Below are 19,329 nucleotides of genomic sequence, written 5' to 3'. Positions count from 1 at the left end.
ACGTGGGAGCATTCTTTTTAGTTCTGGCAGATTCTTAAAAAAACGGGCTCGTATGTAAGGCGTTTTTGTGACACATCTAAACCTGAGTTCGATTTATTCAAATAGCAAAATTTCTTCGCCAGCGGGCAATAGTATTGAGTTGAGTGCTTGGTGGAGACTGCAACCACGGCGACAATGCCCAGTTGGTGTCCTTTAGCTTACACGGCGACAAAGCTCATGAATCGGGGTTTTAACCCTTTTGTGTCCCCGCTGGCGGGAAAATTAAAGGGGTTGGTTGATTCATTTGTTCCCCCTGTGTCGCGTCCTCACCGACATCTTTCAAATCCTTAACTTAATAGCATTGGATCAGCGTTTTCAGCATGATGTCTGGGCACCAAATTAAATCTATAGATTGAACTCAGGTTATAACAGAAATGATACGCTGTATTTTACTCAGGTCTTCAATTTGTTTGTAATTTCGATTAACCAATTGTCCAGTATTCCAACGTATTCTAAAATAAATATATGACAAAAATAAGACGCGTTTTATTTTTTCCCTTGGCTTTATGCACCACATTATTCTTCTCTTCCGGAAGCTTTGCTCAGCTTGGCAGAAGATTCCCTTCGGAGCGTAAAGTGGTAAAAGACCCGGTTACCGGCACGATGCTTACTTTTTTAACCAGCACACCCGGGGGCGACAGTAAAATTTATCCAACACACCCTCAGTGGACCTCGGATGGTCAGTGGCTGATATTCAGATCGAGCCGGGCTCAGGGCGAGGCGATGGCAGTGAATGAGAAAACCGGCGACCTTGTACAGGTATCGGAAGGCGGATATAGCGGAGCTCTTTGTATTGCCCAAAAATCGATGAAATTATACTTCTTACGCAATAGCGGGAACCAGACAAGACCTGCTGCAGCAGTTTCACAACCGGCAGGTCCGCGGCAAAACCGCAATCGCTCGATGGATATTGTTGAAGTAGATCTCGCGAAGCTTTTTGCCGACAGCAAGGCTGGTAAAATGCAGGCTGCCTCTGTTTACCAACGGATTTGTGGCACAACGCCTGCAGAAATGGGTGCAAGCGGCGATCTTGCCCTGGATGGTGGCGAAGAACTAGTTTATTTCCGTATAGGTAAAGAAGAGGCGACAAAATACCTGGCCGCCGGCACGAAGATTTCCGAAACTTTCGGTCCACGCAATATGGGAGCAGGGCCTTCCGGCATAGGCAGTATGAATCTTAAAACCGGACAATTTAAACATGTAATTTCAGTACCATTTCAGGTTGGGCATATTCAATCGAATACATGGAACCCGGGCGAACTGGTATTTTGCTGGGAAACCGGTGGTAAATCGCCGCAACGTACCTGGACAGTACTGTCCGACGGAACCGGGCTTCGCCCTCTTTACCCTGAGGCCGATTACGAATGGGTGACGCACGAGGCGGTGATTTCCCGTGATGAAGTGGCCATGGCAATTATGGGTCACAGAAAAATACCCGGAACTAATACGGGAGTTACAGCACCGGCAACTGCTGTTGGCGGGGCAAATCCCGGCCAGGAAGCAGACTGGGGACCATCAGGAACCCGCGAAAAGCCCACCGGACTGGCTATAGTCAATCTTAGAACAAGAGAAATGACTATTGCGGGTCAAACGCCGAGTGGCAGCGGACTTTGGCATGTTCACGGCTCTCAGGACGGCAGATTTGCAACAGGTGATGATTTTTCACGTACACTCTATCTCATAGACAGACATACCCGTGAAATGATCAAGCTGACAACCGGACATAAAGCAACAGCTGCGGATCATATCCACCCAACTTTTAGTCCGGATGGAACAAGAATTCAAATACAATCGGCGATGCTTTCGGAAGACGGCAGATCTATGAATATTTGTATTGTTCCCTTACCTGAGAATTGGTTGAAAAGGAAATATTAGGAGGGATTTGCTTAGCTGTTTTATGAGGACAGCTTTCCTTAACAAATTTTAAAAGCAAATCACAATAAGGATTATTTGAGAAAAAAGGCGGGGCAGCTCGCCTTTTTTATTTTTCTCCGTGGTCTGTGTCCCACAGACCCATCTCCATATCATTTTTCTCCTAATTCCGATGATCGCTAATCAAAATTGTTCTTTATCGATATCGGCCACTGACCGGCCTTTGATCACCACCGGATCTGCTCCGTATCTGAACCGCATCTGAACCGAGAAATCTCGGTGCAGTCGGTATGGTGATTCGGTGCAGATACGGAACATATAGCGGATATATCAGAACATGGGTAGAACATGGGTAGAACATTGGAGTTCGGGCGATGAACTCTTTCTCCATGGTAGTTGTCCCACAGACTATATCTGTATCATTTGTCTCCTAATTCCGATGATCGTTAATCAAAATTGTTCTTATCACCTCATCCCTAACCCTTCTCCTCGAGGAGAAGGGAAACAGAGGCGGATAATACGACGATGGGTCTTTAACAACCTTCTCACTACGTGTTATACAGGCCAGGCATCATACCGGATAAGGCGACATATACTCTCTCCTTGAGGACAGGAATCAAGGGTGAGGTGATTCCACCAACGGAATCAGAGGCTTACTCTACAACGAATGCTTTAACAACATTTTTGCGCCAAACTCGGGACCGGATGAGAAACTATCGTTTAGGGAGTGCAAGGGTAATTGAAACGCCAATAGCGTTGGCCGAATACTTCTGATCTGCCTGGTCTTTATAAGTTATAGCTGTATACGTCAGCCCTATTACGCTATATGCTAACTCAACCGTGGGCCCCAGGGCACCGCGGAAAGTTATGTCTTCTCCGAGATCGTCCGCTTTAAAACGAATGACCTGATGAGAAGCTAATCCCGCACCGAAACGTAGTTTTTTAGTCGCCATCCAATTGGCAGTAAGTTGAACAGGCACTCTGCTCAAACTGATGTTCGCATTATCGGCCTTAGTCGTCACAAATTTGTACCCCGCTGTAGCATGAAATAACAATCTTTTTAAACCCGGAACTTGATATTCTGCTCCGATCCCGATAGAGGCCCCTTGACCCGCTTTGACAGACTGCTTGCTTCCATCAACAAAATAAACCTCTGCCACATCATCACCACCATACTCAAGACCTCCCCGGATTAGAAAACGAAAGGGTGAGACTTTCTTTTCGACTTGTTGGCCAAACGAATCACAAAAGGTTGCAGATAAAAAAAAGGAAAGCAGTAGGAGTTTTTGGATAATCTTCATATTGGCGATCAAATACGAAAAGTTTAATCTTAGGTTTCATAAAATACTGCTAGAAAACGACTGACCTATCTAACATTCTGAAGACAAGCAGGATAAATTTCTTTGTGTATCGCCTTGCTAACTGACGCGATGTGGATGAGAGCGAGCGAAGAATTCGCCAAGCTCTCTGCACCTCGTTCCAAACCTGGACGATTTAGGGAAGAATTTCTAAGAAGCGTCGCCTATTACATAACAGAAATGACCATTTACGTCATCGTAATGCCCAATTACAACGCCGTAATGTCCATTTACACTGACGCAATGCCCGATTACATTAGCGTAATGCCCGTTTACATAGTCATAATACCCGTTTACATGACTATAATGCCCAATTACATGGTCTTCCAAATTTACTTTTGCATGTGTGTGTGTTTGTGAAACGGGCGAAAAATTCGCAGACCTCGCTGCATCCTCGTCACAAACGAGGACGATTTAGGGGACGATTTAGAGAAGGGCACCAGACACGGGTGGGATAGCGACAATCTAATTGTATGGTTTCTTTTATCTTTTACCGGTTCCTTTAGAATAAAAATTTCCCGCCTCTGAATCCAGTGTATAATTGATCAGTTTGCTCAGTTGGTCGGGTGTTAGATCACACTTAACATTTACATAAACCAACTGGTTTGCTTCCGGGACGGAAATGGAAACTGTGATCCTTTTTATCACGTCCTGGTCATTCTGATCTGCTTTTAAACAAAACCATTGCGAACCATTATGCACCGAAAGCCATTCTGCACCGGAAAGCCCATTTATAGAATTCCGAAAGTCAGTGACCAGTTTTGGATTGGTGGTTTCTGCAAGTGTGACTCTTACCTTTTTGATCCCGCTTGTTAACTTGACAATTTCACCCGGCACATTTTCCCCAAATCTTAAATAATTTTTTATCATCGGCTTGCCGATAAACATAGGCACTCTAATTGTTTTCACTGAAACCGTGCTGGCATATTCATTCTTATTGAAGACATTAACATCACTGCGCGAGGAAACAAAGCACGAACTAAAACTGGCTGCTGCAAGTAAAAAAATAAAACTAAGCTTTATTCGAAATATACTTCGGGTCATGATCTCTTTGTGACAGGTTAAGAAAATCATTTTTGATCCGAAATAAATTTTGATAATTCGGCCATTGGTATCTCCCCATCCAGCAACATTAAAACATTTTGGTCACCGGTGATAGACAACAATAAGGTGTGCAGTATGTCTCCGGAAGAGTCTGCTGTTAATAATTTCATTTTTCTTCCGCTGGAATTTATGGTTACCAGTTCCACAAGATTTAATTTTTTTACGGCCTGGTTAATTTCATTTTGCAATCCTGGAGAATTCTTCCCTTGTTGTATGGAAATCGATCCCAAATTTACAAGGCTGTCTAATAGTTTGCCTCCACCTGAGATCAGGATATTTATAGAATTTACCTTCCCTAATAAAGGTTTTATTTTCTGCAGATCTTCGTTATGTATGTTAAGTCGGTTCAGCATGCTAAACATTGGCTTTCCTATTTTAATAGAAGTAATACCCTCTGCCTCCTGGTATTTATCAAATATTTTGTGGACATCATTCAATTGTCCGAAAGCTGTGCCGTAAAAGAAAAGGACGGCGATGATTGTGGTTAAGTTCTTCATATTCATTTTTTTTTAATTTTTTATTGCTTTTAAGTTGCATCAAGTTTTACGTTGATTGTTTTTTTATATCGATTTTCATGTTATGAGATATTATTCCTGATCAGGGTGTCTTATAGCTCTATTTTTATCCGGCTTTATCGGTTTTAGTTCATCTACCGTAAGGGTAAGATTCTGCGAAATCATGGCCAGTGATTCGCGGGTTATGGCAATTGCATCTGCTTCATTCGTAATAGGTTGGCCGTTTACAATTACCAGGTACTCGGGGGAGTCTAAATTATTGCTCACACCTGTTGTATCTGCCTGCCTGATACTTTTCTGTACCGGTCTTTTCTTATCGGTATTCACAGCATAGTCCCTGTTTATTTTCGATACTGTTGTTACTTTTTCTGCTCCCTGTGATGCCTCTTTTATTTCATTTTCCGGTGATACAGCGGTTGCCCTAAGCTCTTTATTAGGTTCTGCCGTTTTATTCGATGCAGGTACATTTGCCATTTTATCCGTTTGCGGTTGCGGCCACAGAATATAAGCAGCTCCTATTATTGCTACCATAGCCGCTGCTGACAAAATTCTTTTCATCCATACTCTCCGGGCCGGAAAAGCTTCTACCTTATCTGAGGGAATGTCATTCATAAAATCCTCAAATTCCCAATCCATTTTTTGCCCTCTTTCCTCCTTCAGCATTTCGGTATATAAAATATCCTGCTCGTTGACCAACGCTTCTGATTGTAACAAACTAATCTCTTCCGCACTTGCGGTGCCGGCATAAAATTTATCCAGAAGCCCACTATACTTTCCGCTCTTCATACTCTTGAAGTTTTATTATTTGCATTTTTATTTTTTGTCTTGCTCTGCTAAGGTTTGTCCTCACTGCGCCTTCATCTATATCCAGTAACTCTGCAATTTCTTTAGTATCAAAACCTTCCACGTCGCAGAGATGAATTGTAATTCTTTGCTTTTCGGGCAGTTTATTTATCGCGCCCTTTATGAGCTCTACCATGTTGCCCGGCGAAGCCTCCGTAGAAAGAGATTGCGTTTTCGCAAACTGTCCGTGGTGCTGTACGATTGTTTGCTCCTTCTTCAGCCTGTTCAGGCAATCATTTCGCAATGCCTTTATTACAAATGCCGTTAAGTTTTCTATATCATTCAGTTCATCTTTTTTTTGCCACATCTTCATCATAATATGTTGCACCGCATCTTCGGCTTCGGGTGCATTATTTAATAGCCGCAATGCTAACCTGTACAACAAATTTTTTAAGCAAAAAACCTCCGCCTTGAACCGAGCAGCATCCATATCGTGAACCAGTTTTATATATAACAATTGACAATGCCAACCCGTTACATCAGGGATAAAAATAAATGTAAGGTTTAATGAATTTAGAAACTAAGGTATGCTGGGCGGGTAAACAGATCTACCCATTCAACAATGGTACAGGTGATGAAATAGGTTTGATGCTGGTTCGTAATGTAATATAGATCACCGGACATTGGTAAGGTTGATGGTCTTCCAAATTTAGAAATTCATTTTGGATGGGAATAAAACGGGCGAAAAATTCGCAGACCTCGCTGCATCCTCGTTACAAACGAGGACGATTAGGGGATAAAAATAAATGTAAGGTTTAATGAATTTAGAAACTAAGGTATGCTGGGCGGGTAAACAGATCTACCCCATTCAACAATGGTACAGGTGATGAAATAGGTTTGATGCTGGTTCGTAATGTAATATCGATCTCCGGACAGTGGTAAGGTTGATGGTTTTCCAAATTTAGAAATTCATTTTGGATGTGAGTTAAGGGGCGAAAAATTCGCAGACCTCGCTGCATCCTCGTTACAAACGAGGACGATTAGGGGGGAATGGCGATTGCAGTCTTCAGGCTTCGAGATGTAAAGCTTTTAAAATTCAAGTACAGCACAAGCGGACGCTATGAGATCCCTCCTAAGGTCGGGATGACAAAATGCTAAAAAAAGCAGAACGTATCTTTTCCAATTTGCAACTGTAAAATAAAACCCAAACAAGACCTCTTATTAGTTATTTTAGCACGGGTCACCTTAAAAGATCAAGTATGAAGACTGTATAAAATAATTTACCATCTTAATTTCCGCCAGCAATTCCTCTCGCCCCTAAAACATCCGCCCCCCTTTTGTGGTTCTATAATATCATATCACAATTACACATTAGATTATATCACAAATGACAACAGAACCTTCATTCTGGCAACGTATTGGCATCCACGAATGGTTTTTAAATGATAGCGGCTCTGCGCCAACAGCACCGGAAGCTCTTACACCCAACGTCGTTTATAAATACATCATAGATAAATTCAAAGAATCTATCGGGCAATTGACTTTTGCCGACAGAATTGTTTTCTACCACGAATACATCATAAGCTTTAACCCGGAAGATTACCGGGAGTTTATGGATAACAAAAAGGGCATTTTCGGACTAATTGTTCAGGAAGCGGTTAAGAAATTTTACGAAATACTTAATGAATACCGTGAAAGCGGAAAAACTGTAGAACCATCGAGCAGTAAATGGGTTTTCCGGTTTGTATCGCATCCGGATTATGCCCGCGGCGACAAAGGTTTTATCGGGAAATTGCTGCCTGGAGGAAGTCATAAAGAAGAAAATTTAAGAGTTACTTTTATACCACGTCAAACCGGTATTGCCGAAACCTTTGATGTAAACCAGGACATTTTAAAAGGCTTTAACTTTTATAGTGAAGGATATTATGAAGTACCTTACGTTGAAGAATTAAAATACGATGCAAGCAAACTGCAAAATACTGAACAACCCGGATTTGCCCGGTTTGAAACCATTTTGCCTGATAAAGCTTATCGCGGACATAAGGTTGAATATTATATGAAAGATGCGGAGATTATTGTTTCTGGCGATGAAGAAACCAGAGAGGATTCAAATATTTTCAAGATCCCGTCAGAATGGGTCAATACTCCCCACTTATCAATCAAATTTAATAACACTGACGGCAAATTTTATCTGGCTTCTTTCGGCGAAAAAACTATTGTTAATGAAAAAGAAGTTCAGAGGAGTGACCCACATTCTCCTTCATGGATTGAACTTCCTATAAATTCGAGGATGATTTTGAATGGCATTATCGGAATCAATATTTTTAAATCGTAATATGTCGCATATATTATCAGTAATGCTTCTTCTCATTTGTGTCTTTTTACTGGCAGCACATTTTAGGGATATTAAAAACACACATAAACGTAATGGCTGAAAACTTTTTTGGAATAACCGATACCGGTAAGGTACGCGATAACAATGAGGATGCCTTCATTGCTAAGAAAGTGATGAACAATAAGTTTATTATTGCATGCGCTATTGATGGAGTGGGTGGATATTCAGGTGGAGAAATTGCCGCCGAAATAGCCCGGGAATCTATATTTGAAAATTTCGCAAAGCCAGCCGGAAATTTAATCGAAGCGATGAAAGCCTCGTTTATTCTTGCCAATCAAAAGATCTTTGCAGAGAAACTCCAAAACAAAGAACATAGCAAAATGGCTTGCGTATTGACGCTTGCTGTTGTTGATGTAGAGAATAATCAATTTCATTATGCCCATGTAGGAGATACCAGGCTTTATCTACTGCGCGATCTGTCCCTGGTAAAGGTATCAAAGGATCATTCTTTCGTAGGCTTTTTAGAAGACTCGGGACGCCTGGATGAGAATTCAGCCATGAAACACCTTAAACGTAATGAAATTAATAAGGCGCTCGGATTCGGCAAAGACATCGAAACGCAGGATGATTATATTGAAACCGGCAGCTCTCCTTTTTTACCCGGCGATATGCTTTTGCTTTGCAGCGATGGCCTGACCGATATGGTTAATAAAGAAGCGATTACAGAAGTCCTTAATAGCCAGGCATCTCTTGAAGAAAAAGCAAAATTATTGGTTGAACTGGCCAATAAAAACGGGGGTAAAGACAACATTACAGTAGTACTTGTAGAGAACGACTCTGCGTCTTCGTGGCAGGCAACACCCGCCCTCGGCACCGTTCATGAATTGCCAAAAAAAAACCAGGATCCGGCTCATAAGTCGCCTTCCGGTCAAACCCGGCAGGAATTGCCGGATATTACACCGAAATCGATACACAAAGAGCCATTAAAAAATAGAAGCAGCGGAACAAATAAGATCCTTGTTTTTCTTTGTCTGCTTTTCTTAGGCACCAGTCTCTTCTTATTATGGAGAACTACCAGGCAAAATGCCTTTGCAGAATCAGCTGAAATTCCTGCGGCCGACACTGTACAGAACAGTGAAGAGATTAAATTACAGGATGCTATTAATGCACTTACCGGCGACACGCTGGTACTTTCCGATTCGGTATTCAAACAAGCAATTATTCTTACCGATACGTTGACCATTCATAATGATTCTTTATTCATTCTCAGTAAAGGAAAAATAGTCCTGAAAGCCGACTCTTCTTTCAGAGGTCCTGCTATATCACTTTCTACCGACTCAAGATTCATACTTCTGGATGGCGTTCAATTTGAAAATTTCGATGTAGCACTATCTGCTCAAAATGATGCTTTGTACCTGCGAAATGTGCTCTTTGTTAATTGCAAATGGCCGGTTCAAAACTATTTCATTTTCCCCGACAAACAATATGTCACCGGCCGTTTAGCCGGATCTTATTTTTTTAAAACAGATTCTTTAAATACACCAAAACGATAACATGGCAGAGGATACTCCCTTAAAAAAAAGCCGAAAAACTGAACGCTTATTTCTTCTAATCATCTCTGCAGTACTGGCACTCTTATTCTTTTCTCTTTATTTCGTTTTACAACGCGACTTTAAAGATGTCAGCAGCCGCCTGTCGGATGGTACCATGCTAAATCTCAATAGCCAGGATCCCGGAGAAGGCATTAAAACCTTACTTCAAAAAGGATATTATTTTGAGGATAAAAAAGACATCAGCCTTATCCAGTCCGCAGTAGCCGCAGGTCTCAATCCTGCCGAAAAACCCATTGATAATATTGGAGAACTAAACAAACGCAAGTTTTTTGTAGAGGCCGATGAGGCTGATTTAAAAGGAGGCGAATCGTTCAAAAAACGGGTGAAAGTATCAAGATCATTGCTGGGCTTTACAGGAGATGATTCCATCGCCTTTTCTCAAGAAAGGTCCAAGCCCCAGCAGCTTCCATCAATTACAAATGTTGGCTTGGGCAAAAATTCTATCTCAGGTAAGATCTTAACGAAAGACAAGCAGCCTGCCTCCGGCGTACTGGTACGGCTTGAAATGATATTACCGCAGGACAGCGCATATAGCGAAACTGTAACCGAAGTAGAAACAGAGCTTGTAGAAAAAGGTCCGGGATTCAAAATGGTTTATGTTCTGGACTCTCTTAAACACAAACAATTAGAATCATTAACAGCATATGCCCGTACAAATGCCGAAGGAGTATATACCTTCACAAAGCTCCCTGATGATAAAGCTTTTGAAATTCTGCCTCTTCAGCCCGGGTACCAGTTTGGTATTTCTAAAGGTGTACAGCAATTAAATAATGATAAAGAATTAAATTTCGTTCAGGAACCGCATACAATCCGTCTTTTTTCGTCCCGCGACTTTAATATCCTGAAAAAGGAACGTTCATTAATTGTACGTACGCCCGCTGAATTTAATAAGTGGTTCTGGATTGTTATGGGATGTTTTTTCGGAGGCTTCTTATTGGTTCATCTTCTTTTATCTTTCAGATTCCCGGAAGCAGATCAGCTGATAATCCCTTTTGTGATGTTACTTACCGGGCTTTCCATATTAACATTATTAAGCCTTCAGGATCCGCTTCGAGATCGTTTTTTAGCAAAAGACACATTGCTCTATCTGGGACTTGGTCTTCTTGGCATTTGTATAATGATGTTTGTTAAACTGCGAAAATTCAATGTAGACAACAGCTTATACCGGATGTTTGTATTTAAAAATAACCGCAAAGCTGCCAATGGCTGGCCATGGGCAGTGATGGCTGTGATTTTATTATCGTTAACTATTGTATTTGGCACCGGTCCCGAAGGGAGTGGAGTAAAAGTTAATCTCTTTGGATTCCAGCCCAGTGAAATAGTTAAATACCTTATTATTTTATTCCTTGCGGGATTTTTTGCATCAAATGAGCGTTTCATCAGCGAATACCGAAGCTACCGGAAACGCTGGTCGTTTTTTTACTTCGCCTTAGTCGCAATCGTTATTTCTATCCTTCTTTTCCTCATCCTTGGAGATTTGGGCCCGGCCATGGTGGTGTGTTTCACTTTCATCGTACTGTTTTCATTCTCCCGTGGAGATTTTATGTTTATGATCGGCTCGGTTGTATTGTATGTTGTTGCTGCCTGGATATTAAATAATATATGGCTGGCCACCGCAATAACAATAACTCTTGTAGTGCTGGCGATGCTATTTAAGCGAAAGCAGATCAGCGAATCGGCTATTATGGCCTTACTTATTATTGCAGGATTTTTACTGATTGATCAGATCCCATACCTTGATAAAGCTTTCCCGGGACCGGTTAAGCGTCTGACAGAGCGTAAAGCCATTTGGCAGGACGCCTGGAACAATGAAGTGTATGGAGGCGACCAGGTCGCCAATGGAATCTGGGCAATGTCGAGCGGAGGAATTTCCGGGCAGGGTGTCGGCGAAGGATTTGCCAAGACTATTCCGGAAGCACACACCGATATGATTTTACCTTCAGTTGGCGAGGAGTTTGGCTGGGCCGGAATTATCAGCATTTTTATATTGTTTCTGATTTACCTGCACCGGTCAATTCTGGTCGGACGAAAAACAGGCACACCATTTTTGTTTTATTTAAGCGCTGGAATTGGGGTCAGCACCTTTGTGCAGTTCCTTCTTATAGCCGGAGGATCGACCGGGGCTCTGCCTCTTTCGGGCGTATCCTTACCCTTTTTAAGTTACGGGGGCTCGTCTATGGTGGCCAATTTCTTTGCAGCAGGTTTTCTGTTATCGGCCTCTATGGTAAAAGGCACCGAGGTGCAAATGAGCTTCATTACGAAGCAGCATGACAAAAACCTGGTGCCGGCATTAGCTGCCGCTTTAATAGGTGTTTTATTGTTAACTGTGAATGTTTCGAGATATCTGTTCAACAACCAGAAATGGGTTGTACAGCCATCTTTGGTTGCAGACAGAAGCGGCCTGCGAATGTTTAGTTATAACCCCCGTATCGCAATTCTCATGAACAGACTTCAGGCCGGTTCATTATTCGACAGAGACGGACGCCTTCTTGCGACCAGCAAGCCCGAACTGATAAAAAAACAGGAAGGCTTATTGCGTGCCTCCGGAGGGTTAAATTTTGATATTGATTCGGTTATCCATAAACGCCTCGACAGGTATTATCCCTTTGCTGAGGAAACCTTTTTCTGGATCGGGGATGCCAATACAGGAATCTTTAATGGAAGCACTAACGGGTATTTCGCCGAATATCAGCATGCCGCAGAGCTGAGAGGATTCAACACTCCTTCAGAAAAAATTACGGCCATAGCCAGCGCTTATCGCGAGGATCGTTTCCTGGCAAGGGGAATTAAAGAGATGACTGTGAGCAAGAAAGATTACAGCGAACTGGCACCCTTATTACTGGCCGGGATTAACAGTGATAAAGTCGAAGAATTTAAAAAGCGTAACCGCGATGTGCAGTTAACTATTGATGCCCGCCTGCAAACCAGCATTCAACGGTCTATTGCATTAGATGATTCATTAAAGGACAACCGCGTATCGGTGGTGATTATGGAAGATAATACCGGAGATGTGCTGGCCTCGGCCAATTACCCTCTCCCTCCGGTAAACGACTGGGAACAAATGACGATGCCGGTACAGGAGCAGAACAAATTGTCGAAATGGATGACAACAGCCGATCTGGGATTTACTTACGCAACTCAGCCAGGATCTACGGCTAAAATTGCGACCACTATCGCAGCTTTCAATAAACTTGGCATGACGGCAACACAAAAAACTTATATGGTAAGTCCTTATGAAAGAATCCGGACAAAGGGGATTGAACCTGATGAAACGGGGAGAATTACACTAGAGCGCGCCGTGGTTAAATCAAATAATGTTTATTTTATAAAATTAGCTAATGAAGAACATTTGCAGGAAGAAATGGCAAATGTATATCTTAAAACAGGCATGTTTTTACGGGGAGTTGGGGGTTATTTTTATGAGAGAGACGGCCAGAATGAACAGCAGGAAAATAAATGGCGGGAATTGTGGAGAAGCACAGAATTTAAAACTAAACCGGCATACAATCCTAATAACATCAGACGAACCCGTGCGAAAGGAATTTCGGGTATGTCCTGGGGACAGGGTGAATTAATCGCAACCCCTGCTGCGATTGCCCGCATGGCGGCTGGCGTTGCAAACCACGGGAACATAGTAGCAAACCGCTATGTGTTAAAGGTTCACAATAACGTTCAGGATGTTAAAGGCAGCGCCAAAATCACTAAGGAAGGCCAGTATGCTGATGTAATAAAGGATTATATGCTGAAACAAAGTGCCGGAAAAGTCTATACGCTGGGCATAGCGGTTGCCGGTAAAACCGGTACCCCGGAAAGAGTATGGAAAAAAGAGCGGATAAATGATGGATGGTATGTATTTTTTGCCCCTAAGGCAAAAGGCAGCGGGCATATGGTGGTTTGTATTAGAGTTGAATCAACAAAAGGATCGAGTGATGCTGTGGCGCTTGCGGGTAAACATGTAATTCCTTTGCTATTACAAAAAGGATATATTAAAAGCTTTTCGACAGCTCAGCCAGTACAAGGACAGATAATACCGGGTATGGCTCAACCTGCAAAGCCTGTGGATTCACCAAACCGTTCCGAGACAAGTACACCGGTTACAATCCCTGAGGCAGAGAATCAGCCTTCGGAAAGTGACAGCACAAATGGGAATTAATTTTTGAAGGATTCTATTCTAAATTGTCATTTCGAGCGCAGCGAGTAATCTAATGCAACTCAAGAGATCTCTCCTTCGTCGAGATGACAAAGTGCATTCGGGATGGCAAAAAACGGTTGATCTAAAAAAGCCATCTTTCGGCTAATTGTTAAACGGACTGCCATTTTTTGAATATTTGAGAATTAGATTTCAATCATCCCAACAATAACCAGTGTTTTCTGTTTCTTTACATACAGACTCACTTCAAAAAGAAAGGCAGATCAATGTTCGAAATATTTAATACAGATGCAGAAAGTCCCCAGGACGTTAAAAGCCTTCGTGATGCTTTGCTTCGATCAATAAAAGAAGAATTACAAATAGTAGAAGGCGGAGAAGGAAAACATATAAGAGGAATTCAATTATTTATTACATGTTCTGAGAACGAAAAACATGTATACGAATCGGCAGTTTATATTGAAGAGCCTCTACTCTTTAAACATGAAATTCAGCGGATAGCGGATGATTTTGCTTTAGATCTGCCACAAGGCTGGACATTGGAAATTACTTTTGTAGATACATTTCCACCAGAAGCAAAAAAACTGGCTGAGGTTCATGCAGCATTATTCATCAAAACCCGCCAACAGGCGATTCAAAAATCAGGTAGCGCTTATATCAGGGTACTAAGCGGACAAGCCGAAAAAGAGGAATACCAGATTAGTTCAGCTTCTGGTAAAATCACTATCGGCCGGGAAAAAAGAGCTCAGACAAATGATGGATTTTTCCGGATTAATACCATTGCCTTTCCCGGCGATGTCGGAAATGACTGCAATAAGTATATTAGTCGCCAACACGCTCATATTGAATGGAATAATGACGCTGGATGCTTTATGCTTTTTGCTGATGAGGGTGGTGTACCTCCGGGGAACAAAATTAAAATCAAGTCGAGAGACGATGACAATCAGATAAAACTTAATTCTACGCATATAGGACATCGTTTAAAAGAGGGCGACCAGATAATCTTAGGAGAAACTGCAGTGATCGAGTTTTCAACTTCGGCACAATCATAGATACACATTAGAACTATCAGGCTATCATATCAGGAAAAGCCTGAAACACACCAGAATAAAGACTTATGCGTTGTACTACATAAATCTTTGGATTAATAAGAATGGCCAGAATATTTACCATAACAGAAGGATTAGAGAATATGGGCGCTTTGCGTACCGGTGGGCAGGGTTCTGTTTACAAAGGAAGACGTACAGGCCACATTATCACTGCTGTGAAATTATTACCGACGCCCATTCATGCGGAAGATGAGAACGATAAAAATTTCAGAGATTTTCAAAACGAAGTAATAAAGCTTAAAAAAGTAAATGAGGAGCCCAATCCAAACGTTGTTAAAATCCTAAATTCAGGCATCACAGAAAGCGGCTCTTTACCATTTATAGAAATGGAGTTTATTGAAGGTCCTGACCTTGAAGAGCTTTTAAAATCTCCTCACGATTCGGTTTTCAGTATCAGGGAAGCCATTAAGGTAGCCGATCAATTATCAAATGCATTAGCTCATTGCCACAAAGTATCAGTAAAGCATGGCGACATTAAGAGCAATAATGTTAAACTAAATATCCATTCCGGCAATTATATGCTTTTGGATTTTGGCTTAGCAATAATGTCTGATGAGCAGCGCCGGACCAGTCTGAGGCATGCCGGAGCTATTGAATTTATGGCTCCTGAACAGAATAATGGCGAAATGCTTTTCGAAACAGATGTTTATAGCTTCGGAGTAATTTTGTATGAACTAATAGCAGGTACAGTTCCTTTTCCCCTGCATGATAAGGGAGAAACTTCAAGAAACGCTGTAATGATTTCACATTTGGAAATGCCCGTGCCTGATATCCTTGAGCTTCGAAGAAAAAATCTCCCTCCCAATTGGTCGGATGAAAAGAAGGCCCATGAAATGATGGTTCCGGGATGGCTGATTTCCATAATTGCGAAGTGTCTGGAAAAAAGACCGGAAAACAGATTTAAAAACGGAATTGAACTTCACAAAGCCATTGTATTAAACAGCACAATACCGATTGCTGATAATTCTAATTCAACAGCCGGTAATTTCGCCGCCTTGCAGGAAGAAAATAAGCGCTTAAAAAGTCTTTTGGCGTCGCAGGAAAACACAAAAACATCCAAAGAAGCGGGTTATGCCCTCAACTCCGAAGGGCGGTCCAAGCGGATGTCGGGATCGATTTTAGGCGGGTTAAAGCCTGTGGTGATCGGACTAATCATCCTCTTTTCATGTTTGAGCTTATTCGCGGGTTTCTCATTTTTCAACAATCAAGAACCTGCGATCGATACGGTTGCGCTTCATGCCGAAAAACAGCAGCTTCGTGACTCTATCACTTATCTGGAACGGTTAAATGACAAGCGGTTACAGGATTCTATCGATCATGCAAAGCGGATTTCAGCATTGAAAGCGCAAATTGCAGAGCAAGAAAAGCAGACACAGTTTGTCAGTGAAGAGCCTGAACCAGAGAATAATGGAAAGAAGAAAAAGAAGAAGTTTTTTGATATAATATTTGAAAAACGCTAGGCAATACACGTTTTTCGTTAGAACTAAATTAATTAAATGGGCAAAGTATTTACAATAACAGAAGGCTTAGAAAACATGGGCGCACTGCGTACCGGCGGTCAGGGCTCTGTCTACAAAGGCAGACGAATCGGCGAAATTATAAGCGCTGTTAAACTTCTGCCCACCCCCATTCATACTGAAGACAATGATGATAAGAACTTCAGAGATTTTCAAAATGAAGTAGAAAAACTGAAAAAAGTTAATGAGGAGCCCAATCCAAATGTTGTAAAAATTCTGAATTCGGGAATAACAGAAAGCGGATCCTTCCCATTTATTGAGATGGAGTTTATTGAAGGGCCTGACCTTGAAGAGCTCCTGAAACCTCCTCATGAATCCGTGTTTAGTGTACGCGAAGCCATTAAAGTAGCTGATCAGTTATCCAACGCATTGGCCCATTGCCATAAGGTATCTGTTAAACACGGCGATATAAAAAGCAATAATGTAAAATTCAATATCCGTTCAGGAAATTATATTTTACTTGACTTTGGCTTATCCGTAATGTCTGACGAGCAGCGTCGCAGCAGCTTGCGTCATGCCGGGGCCATAGAATTTATGGCTCCGGAACAGAACGATGGCAAAATGCTTTTCCAGACAGATGTATACAGCTTCGGCGTAATTCTTTTTGAGCTCCTTGCAGGGGTGGTCCCCTTTCCATTAAATGACAATGGGGAAACCTCAAGAAATATGGTTATGGTTTCACATATGGAAACCCCTGTTCCTAATGTATTGGAGCTACGAAAAAAACATTTGCCTGAAAACTGGCCTCAGCACAAAAAAGAAAGCGAGATGCAGGTTCCTGCGTGGTTACTTGGGGTACTTGCTAAATGTCTTGAAAAGAAACCTGAGAATCGATTCAAAGACGGACTGGAACTTCATGAAGCCATAATATCTCATAGCACCATGCATATTAAAGGTCCCGGGGACGACGCAGAAAGTGTTGCTGTATTACAAAGTGAAGTTGACCGGTTAAATGCCTTGTTATTGCAGTACCAGGATGCAGCAAGTATAACGCCCGGACTTGCAGCTATACAAAAAGAACAACGTGAGGGGGAAATGTACACGGTCGCAGGCAAATCCTCAGTAAGCATATCGAAACCCGTGTTTTTTACTTTACTGATTTTACTTGCAGGCCTCGGAGTATTTGCAGCGTATTCCTTGTTAAACCGGGACAGCCAGAGCACTGAGGATCTAAATACCATGGCTATAGATAGTGTGAACACGGCTGATTCAAGTACACTGAGTGATAAAGAAAAAAAAGAAAAAGATCTGGCGGCTATAAGGGAGCGCACCGCACGTGCCGTAGCCCGAAGAGATTCAATTAAGCTTAGTGACAGCACTAACACGACTGAAGATCAGCCATCTGAAGAGGTCCCTGCTGATGATGAAGCGGGCACAGGAGACTCTAAAATAGATACCTCATTAGAAAGGCCACTGGGAAGTACAGATACCGATCCGCCCAAAATTCCGGAAAGGAAAAAGTATACACTTGCAGTAAATAAGGCTTTTTTTTATTCACAACCCGATGCTAATACCCGAAGAACCGCTCATCTTGTTCACTGGAACAATGCAGAACTCACTGCATTAGATGAGAAAAACGGCTACATTTATGTGGTATTCTTTAATACTTCAGGCCAGATCACCAAAGGCTGGTTAAGAAAGCGCGATCTGAAAAGAATCGGCAATTAAATTCTCAATATCTCTCAAAATACTTCTGGATTTTCAGTTTCCCTTACCGGTTAATTTATTAACAGGAAAAATCCATTAAATCATATAATCTCCGGCTTAAAAACCATTTGACGTTTACACCACTTTTAGAAGTATCAGACACGTCAAAAGTGTCTGATACTTCTCTCAAAAATTAATTTGAGGGACATAGGTAGAGAGGGTCCAAAGCGTTAACAGGAAAATATAATTCATTCTAAATTCGGCTATAACACAAAAGAGCTGTCGGTATTTTTAAGCCCAAATTTGTTTTTATACCAGTGAATGACCCTTAAAAGCTCCTCCTGTTCGTTTATTATTTTACTACTTATATTTTCAAAAATAAAAACACATCTGTCAGCAGCATCGGATAAAAAACATTGAGCATTAAATTTTTCATCCGATTTTAAAATTTTTGTCACTTTAACACGAAGATCTCCGCCATTTTCACAAACAAAATCTGTATGAGGGATATCGCGATAGCTGACTAATAAATATTTTCCTTCTATATACATAGTATTAGTTTAATGATTTCTGACCCGGTTGATTGTCTCAACAAGCTGATCAAGGGAAAATGGTTTCGGAATAAAAGAGTTGCATCCATAGTTGCCTAATGATTCAAAAACCCTGGGATAGGCCGACATAATTATTACCGGGATATGTCGGGTTGAAGGATTAGATTTAAGCTGATGACAGAGCTCTCCGCCATTAACTTTCCCAATTAAATAATCAATCAAGATAACATCGGGATTATAATCATTCACGGTTTTAAGAATATTTAAGCATTCTCCGCCAGTTTCTACCTGAAAATTTTCATAAGAAAGCGCTTCTTTCAATACTTCTAATATCAAATCATCATCGTCCATCACTAAGACCTTGCTGCCCATTCAATTTATTTTATCTATTTACGATCGTGTGCAAAATAAACTGATCTCTTTTCACGAGATCCACCAGGATTTCCGTTTCATCCACACCCAATGCCATTTGCTTAGGCTCCTGAGTGATGTTAAAATAGGTATCGTATCCGAGTGGCAAGGTTTCCAAACGAGGTTTTACGGTTACAGGGGTAAGCGTAATGGTAACGTCTGTATTACCTTTATTTATGGTTTGGGTTCTTGACAGGCAGTAGGTATAACCTTGCCCGATTAAATAATCCAGGATAGGTGGTGTTAATTGTACTTTCATGTTTTTTTGTTGGTGTATCATCAAATTTAAACCTAACGAGTTTCCCAAAAAAGGGGGTAATTACGCTTA

16 protein-coding genes are annotated in these 19,329 nt (G+C 41.6%); 7 read left to right on the top strand and 9 right to left on the bottom strand.

Features of this window, described 5'->3' with window-relative positions; translation table 11 throughout:
- The first annotated feature begins 504 nt into the window (after positions 1 to 504).
- A complete protein-coding gene (locus WG906_RS15200; protein ID WP_339993654.1) occupies positions 505 to 1,914 on the top strand; it encodes a TolB-like translocation protein in 1,410 nt (469 codons plus the stop codon).
- A gap of 710 nt (positions 1,915 to 2,624) precedes the next feature.
- Here the strand turns inward: WG906_RS15200 and WG906_RS15195 are convergent.
- From WG906_RS15195 to WG906_RS15170, 6 genes are all read right to left on the bottom strand, one after another.
- Positions 2,625 to 3,212, bottom strand: a complete 588-nt coding sequence (locus WG906_RS15195; RefSeq protein WP_339993653.1) for a hypothetical protein — start codon at positions 3,210 to 3,212, stop codon at positions 2,625 to 2,627.
- 207 nt (positions 3,213 to 3,419) lie between these two features.
- Positions 3,420 to 3,599: a hypothetical protein gene (locus WG906_RS15190; RefSeq protein ID WP_339993652.1), complete on the bottom strand. Its 180-nt coding sequence runs from the start codon at positions 3,597 to 3,599 to the stop codon at positions 3,420 to 3,422.
- Between the two features lie 153 nt (positions 3,600 to 3,752).
- Positions 3,753 to 4,343, bottom strand: a complete 591-nt coding sequence (locus WG906_RS15185) for a hypothetical protein (RefSeq protein WP_339993650.1) — start codon at positions 4,341 to 4,343, stop codon at positions 3,753 to 3,755.
- Positions 4,340 to 4,870 carry a DUF4252 domain-containing protein gene (locus WG906_RS15180; protein WP_339993649.1) on the bottom strand — a complete coding sequence of 177 codons (531 nt, stop codon included), beginning with the start codon at positions 4,868 to 4,870 and terminating at the stop codon, positions 4,340 to 4,342. Before WG906_RS15180 ends, WG906_RS15185 begins: the two co-directional genes overlap by 4 nt.
- Before the next feature lie 90 nt (positions 4,871 to 4,960).
- Positions 4,961 to 5,674, bottom strand: coding sequence for a hypothetical protein (locus WG906_RS15175; protein WP_339993647.1), 714 nt, complete (start codon positions 5,672 to 5,674; stop codon positions 4,961 to 4,963).
- On the bottom strand, positions 5,655 to 6,116 hold the full coding sequence (locus WG906_RS15170) for an RNA polymerase sigma factor (protein ID WP_339993646.1): 462 nt from the start codon (positions 6,114 to 6,116) through the stop codon (positions 5,655 to 5,657). Before WG906_RS15170 ends, WG906_RS15175 begins: the two co-directional genes overlap by 20 nt.
- Positions 6,117 to 7,058: 942 nt before the next feature.
- Here WG906_RS15170 and WG906_RS15165 point away from each other — a divergent pair.
- The 6 genes from WG906_RS15165 to WG906_RS15140 all read left to right on the top strand — a co-directional run bounded on the left by WG906_RS15165 (position 7,059) and on the right by WG906_RS15140 (position 18,060).
- A complete protein-coding gene (locus WG906_RS15165) occupies positions 7,059 to 8,006 on the top strand; it encodes a hypothetical protein (RefSeq protein WP_339993645.1) in 948 nt (315 codons plus the stop codon).
- A 92-nt stretch (positions 8,007 to 8,098) separates the two neighbouring features.
- Positions 8,099 to 9,559, top strand: coding sequence for a PP2C family protein-serine/threonine phosphatase (locus WG906_RS15160; RefSeq protein WP_339993644.1), 1,461 nt, complete (start codon positions 8,099 to 8,101; stop codon positions 9,557 to 9,559).
- A gap of 1 nt (position 9,560) precedes the next feature.
- The gene (locus WG906_RS15155; protein WP_339993643.1) at positions 9,561 to 13,772 is read left to right on the top strand and encodes an FtsW/RodA/SpoVE family cell cycle protein; all 4,212 of its coding nucleotides are present in this window, start codon (positions 9,561 to 9,563) and stop codon (positions 13,770 to 13,772) included.
- A 263-nt stretch (positions 13,773 to 14,035) separates the two neighbouring features.
- Positions 14,036 to 14,818, top strand: coding sequence for an FHA domain-containing protein (locus tag WG906_RS15150; RefSeq protein ID WP_339993642.1), 783 nt, complete (start codon positions 14,036 to 14,038; stop codon positions 14,816 to 14,818).
- A gap of 101 nt (positions 14,819 to 14,919) precedes the next feature.
- On the top strand, positions 14,920 to 16,335 hold the full coding sequence (locus WG906_RS15145) for a serine/threonine protein kinase (RefSeq protein ID WP_339993640.1): 1,416 nt from the start codon (positions 14,920 to 14,922) through the stop codon (positions 16,333 to 16,335).
- 36 nt (positions 16,336 to 16,371) lie between these two features.
- Positions 16,372 to 18,060 (top strand): serine/threonine-protein kinase, encoded by a 1,689-nt coding sequence (locus WG906_RS15140; RefSeq protein ID WP_339993638.1) that lies wholly within the window; start codon positions 16,372 to 16,374, stop codon positions 18,058 to 18,060.
- A gap of 242 nt (positions 18,061 to 18,302) precedes the next feature.
- Here the strand turns inward: WG906_RS15140 and WG906_RS15135 are convergent, their stop codons facing one another.
- Genes WG906_RS15135 through WG906_RS15125 form a run of 3 tightly spaced genes read right to left on the bottom strand, consistent with a single transcriptional unit; the run spans position 18,303 to position 19,260 of the window.
- Positions 18,303 to 18,590: a hypothetical protein gene (locus WG906_RS15135; protein WP_339993637.1), complete on the bottom strand. Its 288-nt coding sequence runs from the start codon at positions 18,588 to 18,590 to the stop codon at positions 18,303 to 18,305.
- A 9-nt stretch (positions 18,591 to 18,599) separates the two neighbouring features.
- Complete coding sequence (locus WG906_RS15130) at positions 18,600 to 18,962, bottom strand: response regulator (protein WP_339993636.1); 363 nt, start codon at positions 18,960 to 18,962, stop codon at positions 18,600 to 18,602.
- Positions 18,963 to 18,972: 10 nt separating this feature from the next.
- Positions 18,973 to 19,260, bottom strand: a complete 288-nt coding sequence (locus WG906_RS15125) for a hypothetical protein (protein WP_339993635.1) — start codon at positions 19,258 to 19,260, stop codon at positions 18,973 to 18,975.
- Between the last annotated feature and the right edge of the window lie 69 nt (positions 19,261 to 19,329).

Origin of the sequence: Pedobacter superstes (assembly GCF_037622515.1) — a bacterium.
GTDB classification, from domain to species: domain Bacteria; phylum Bacteroidota; class Bacteroidia; order Sphingobacteriales; family Sphingobacteriaceae; genus Paradesertivirga; species Paradesertivirga superstes.
The sequence above is the reverse complement of the archived record's forward strand: the minus strand, read 5'-3'. Positions and strand labels throughout refer to the sequence as shown.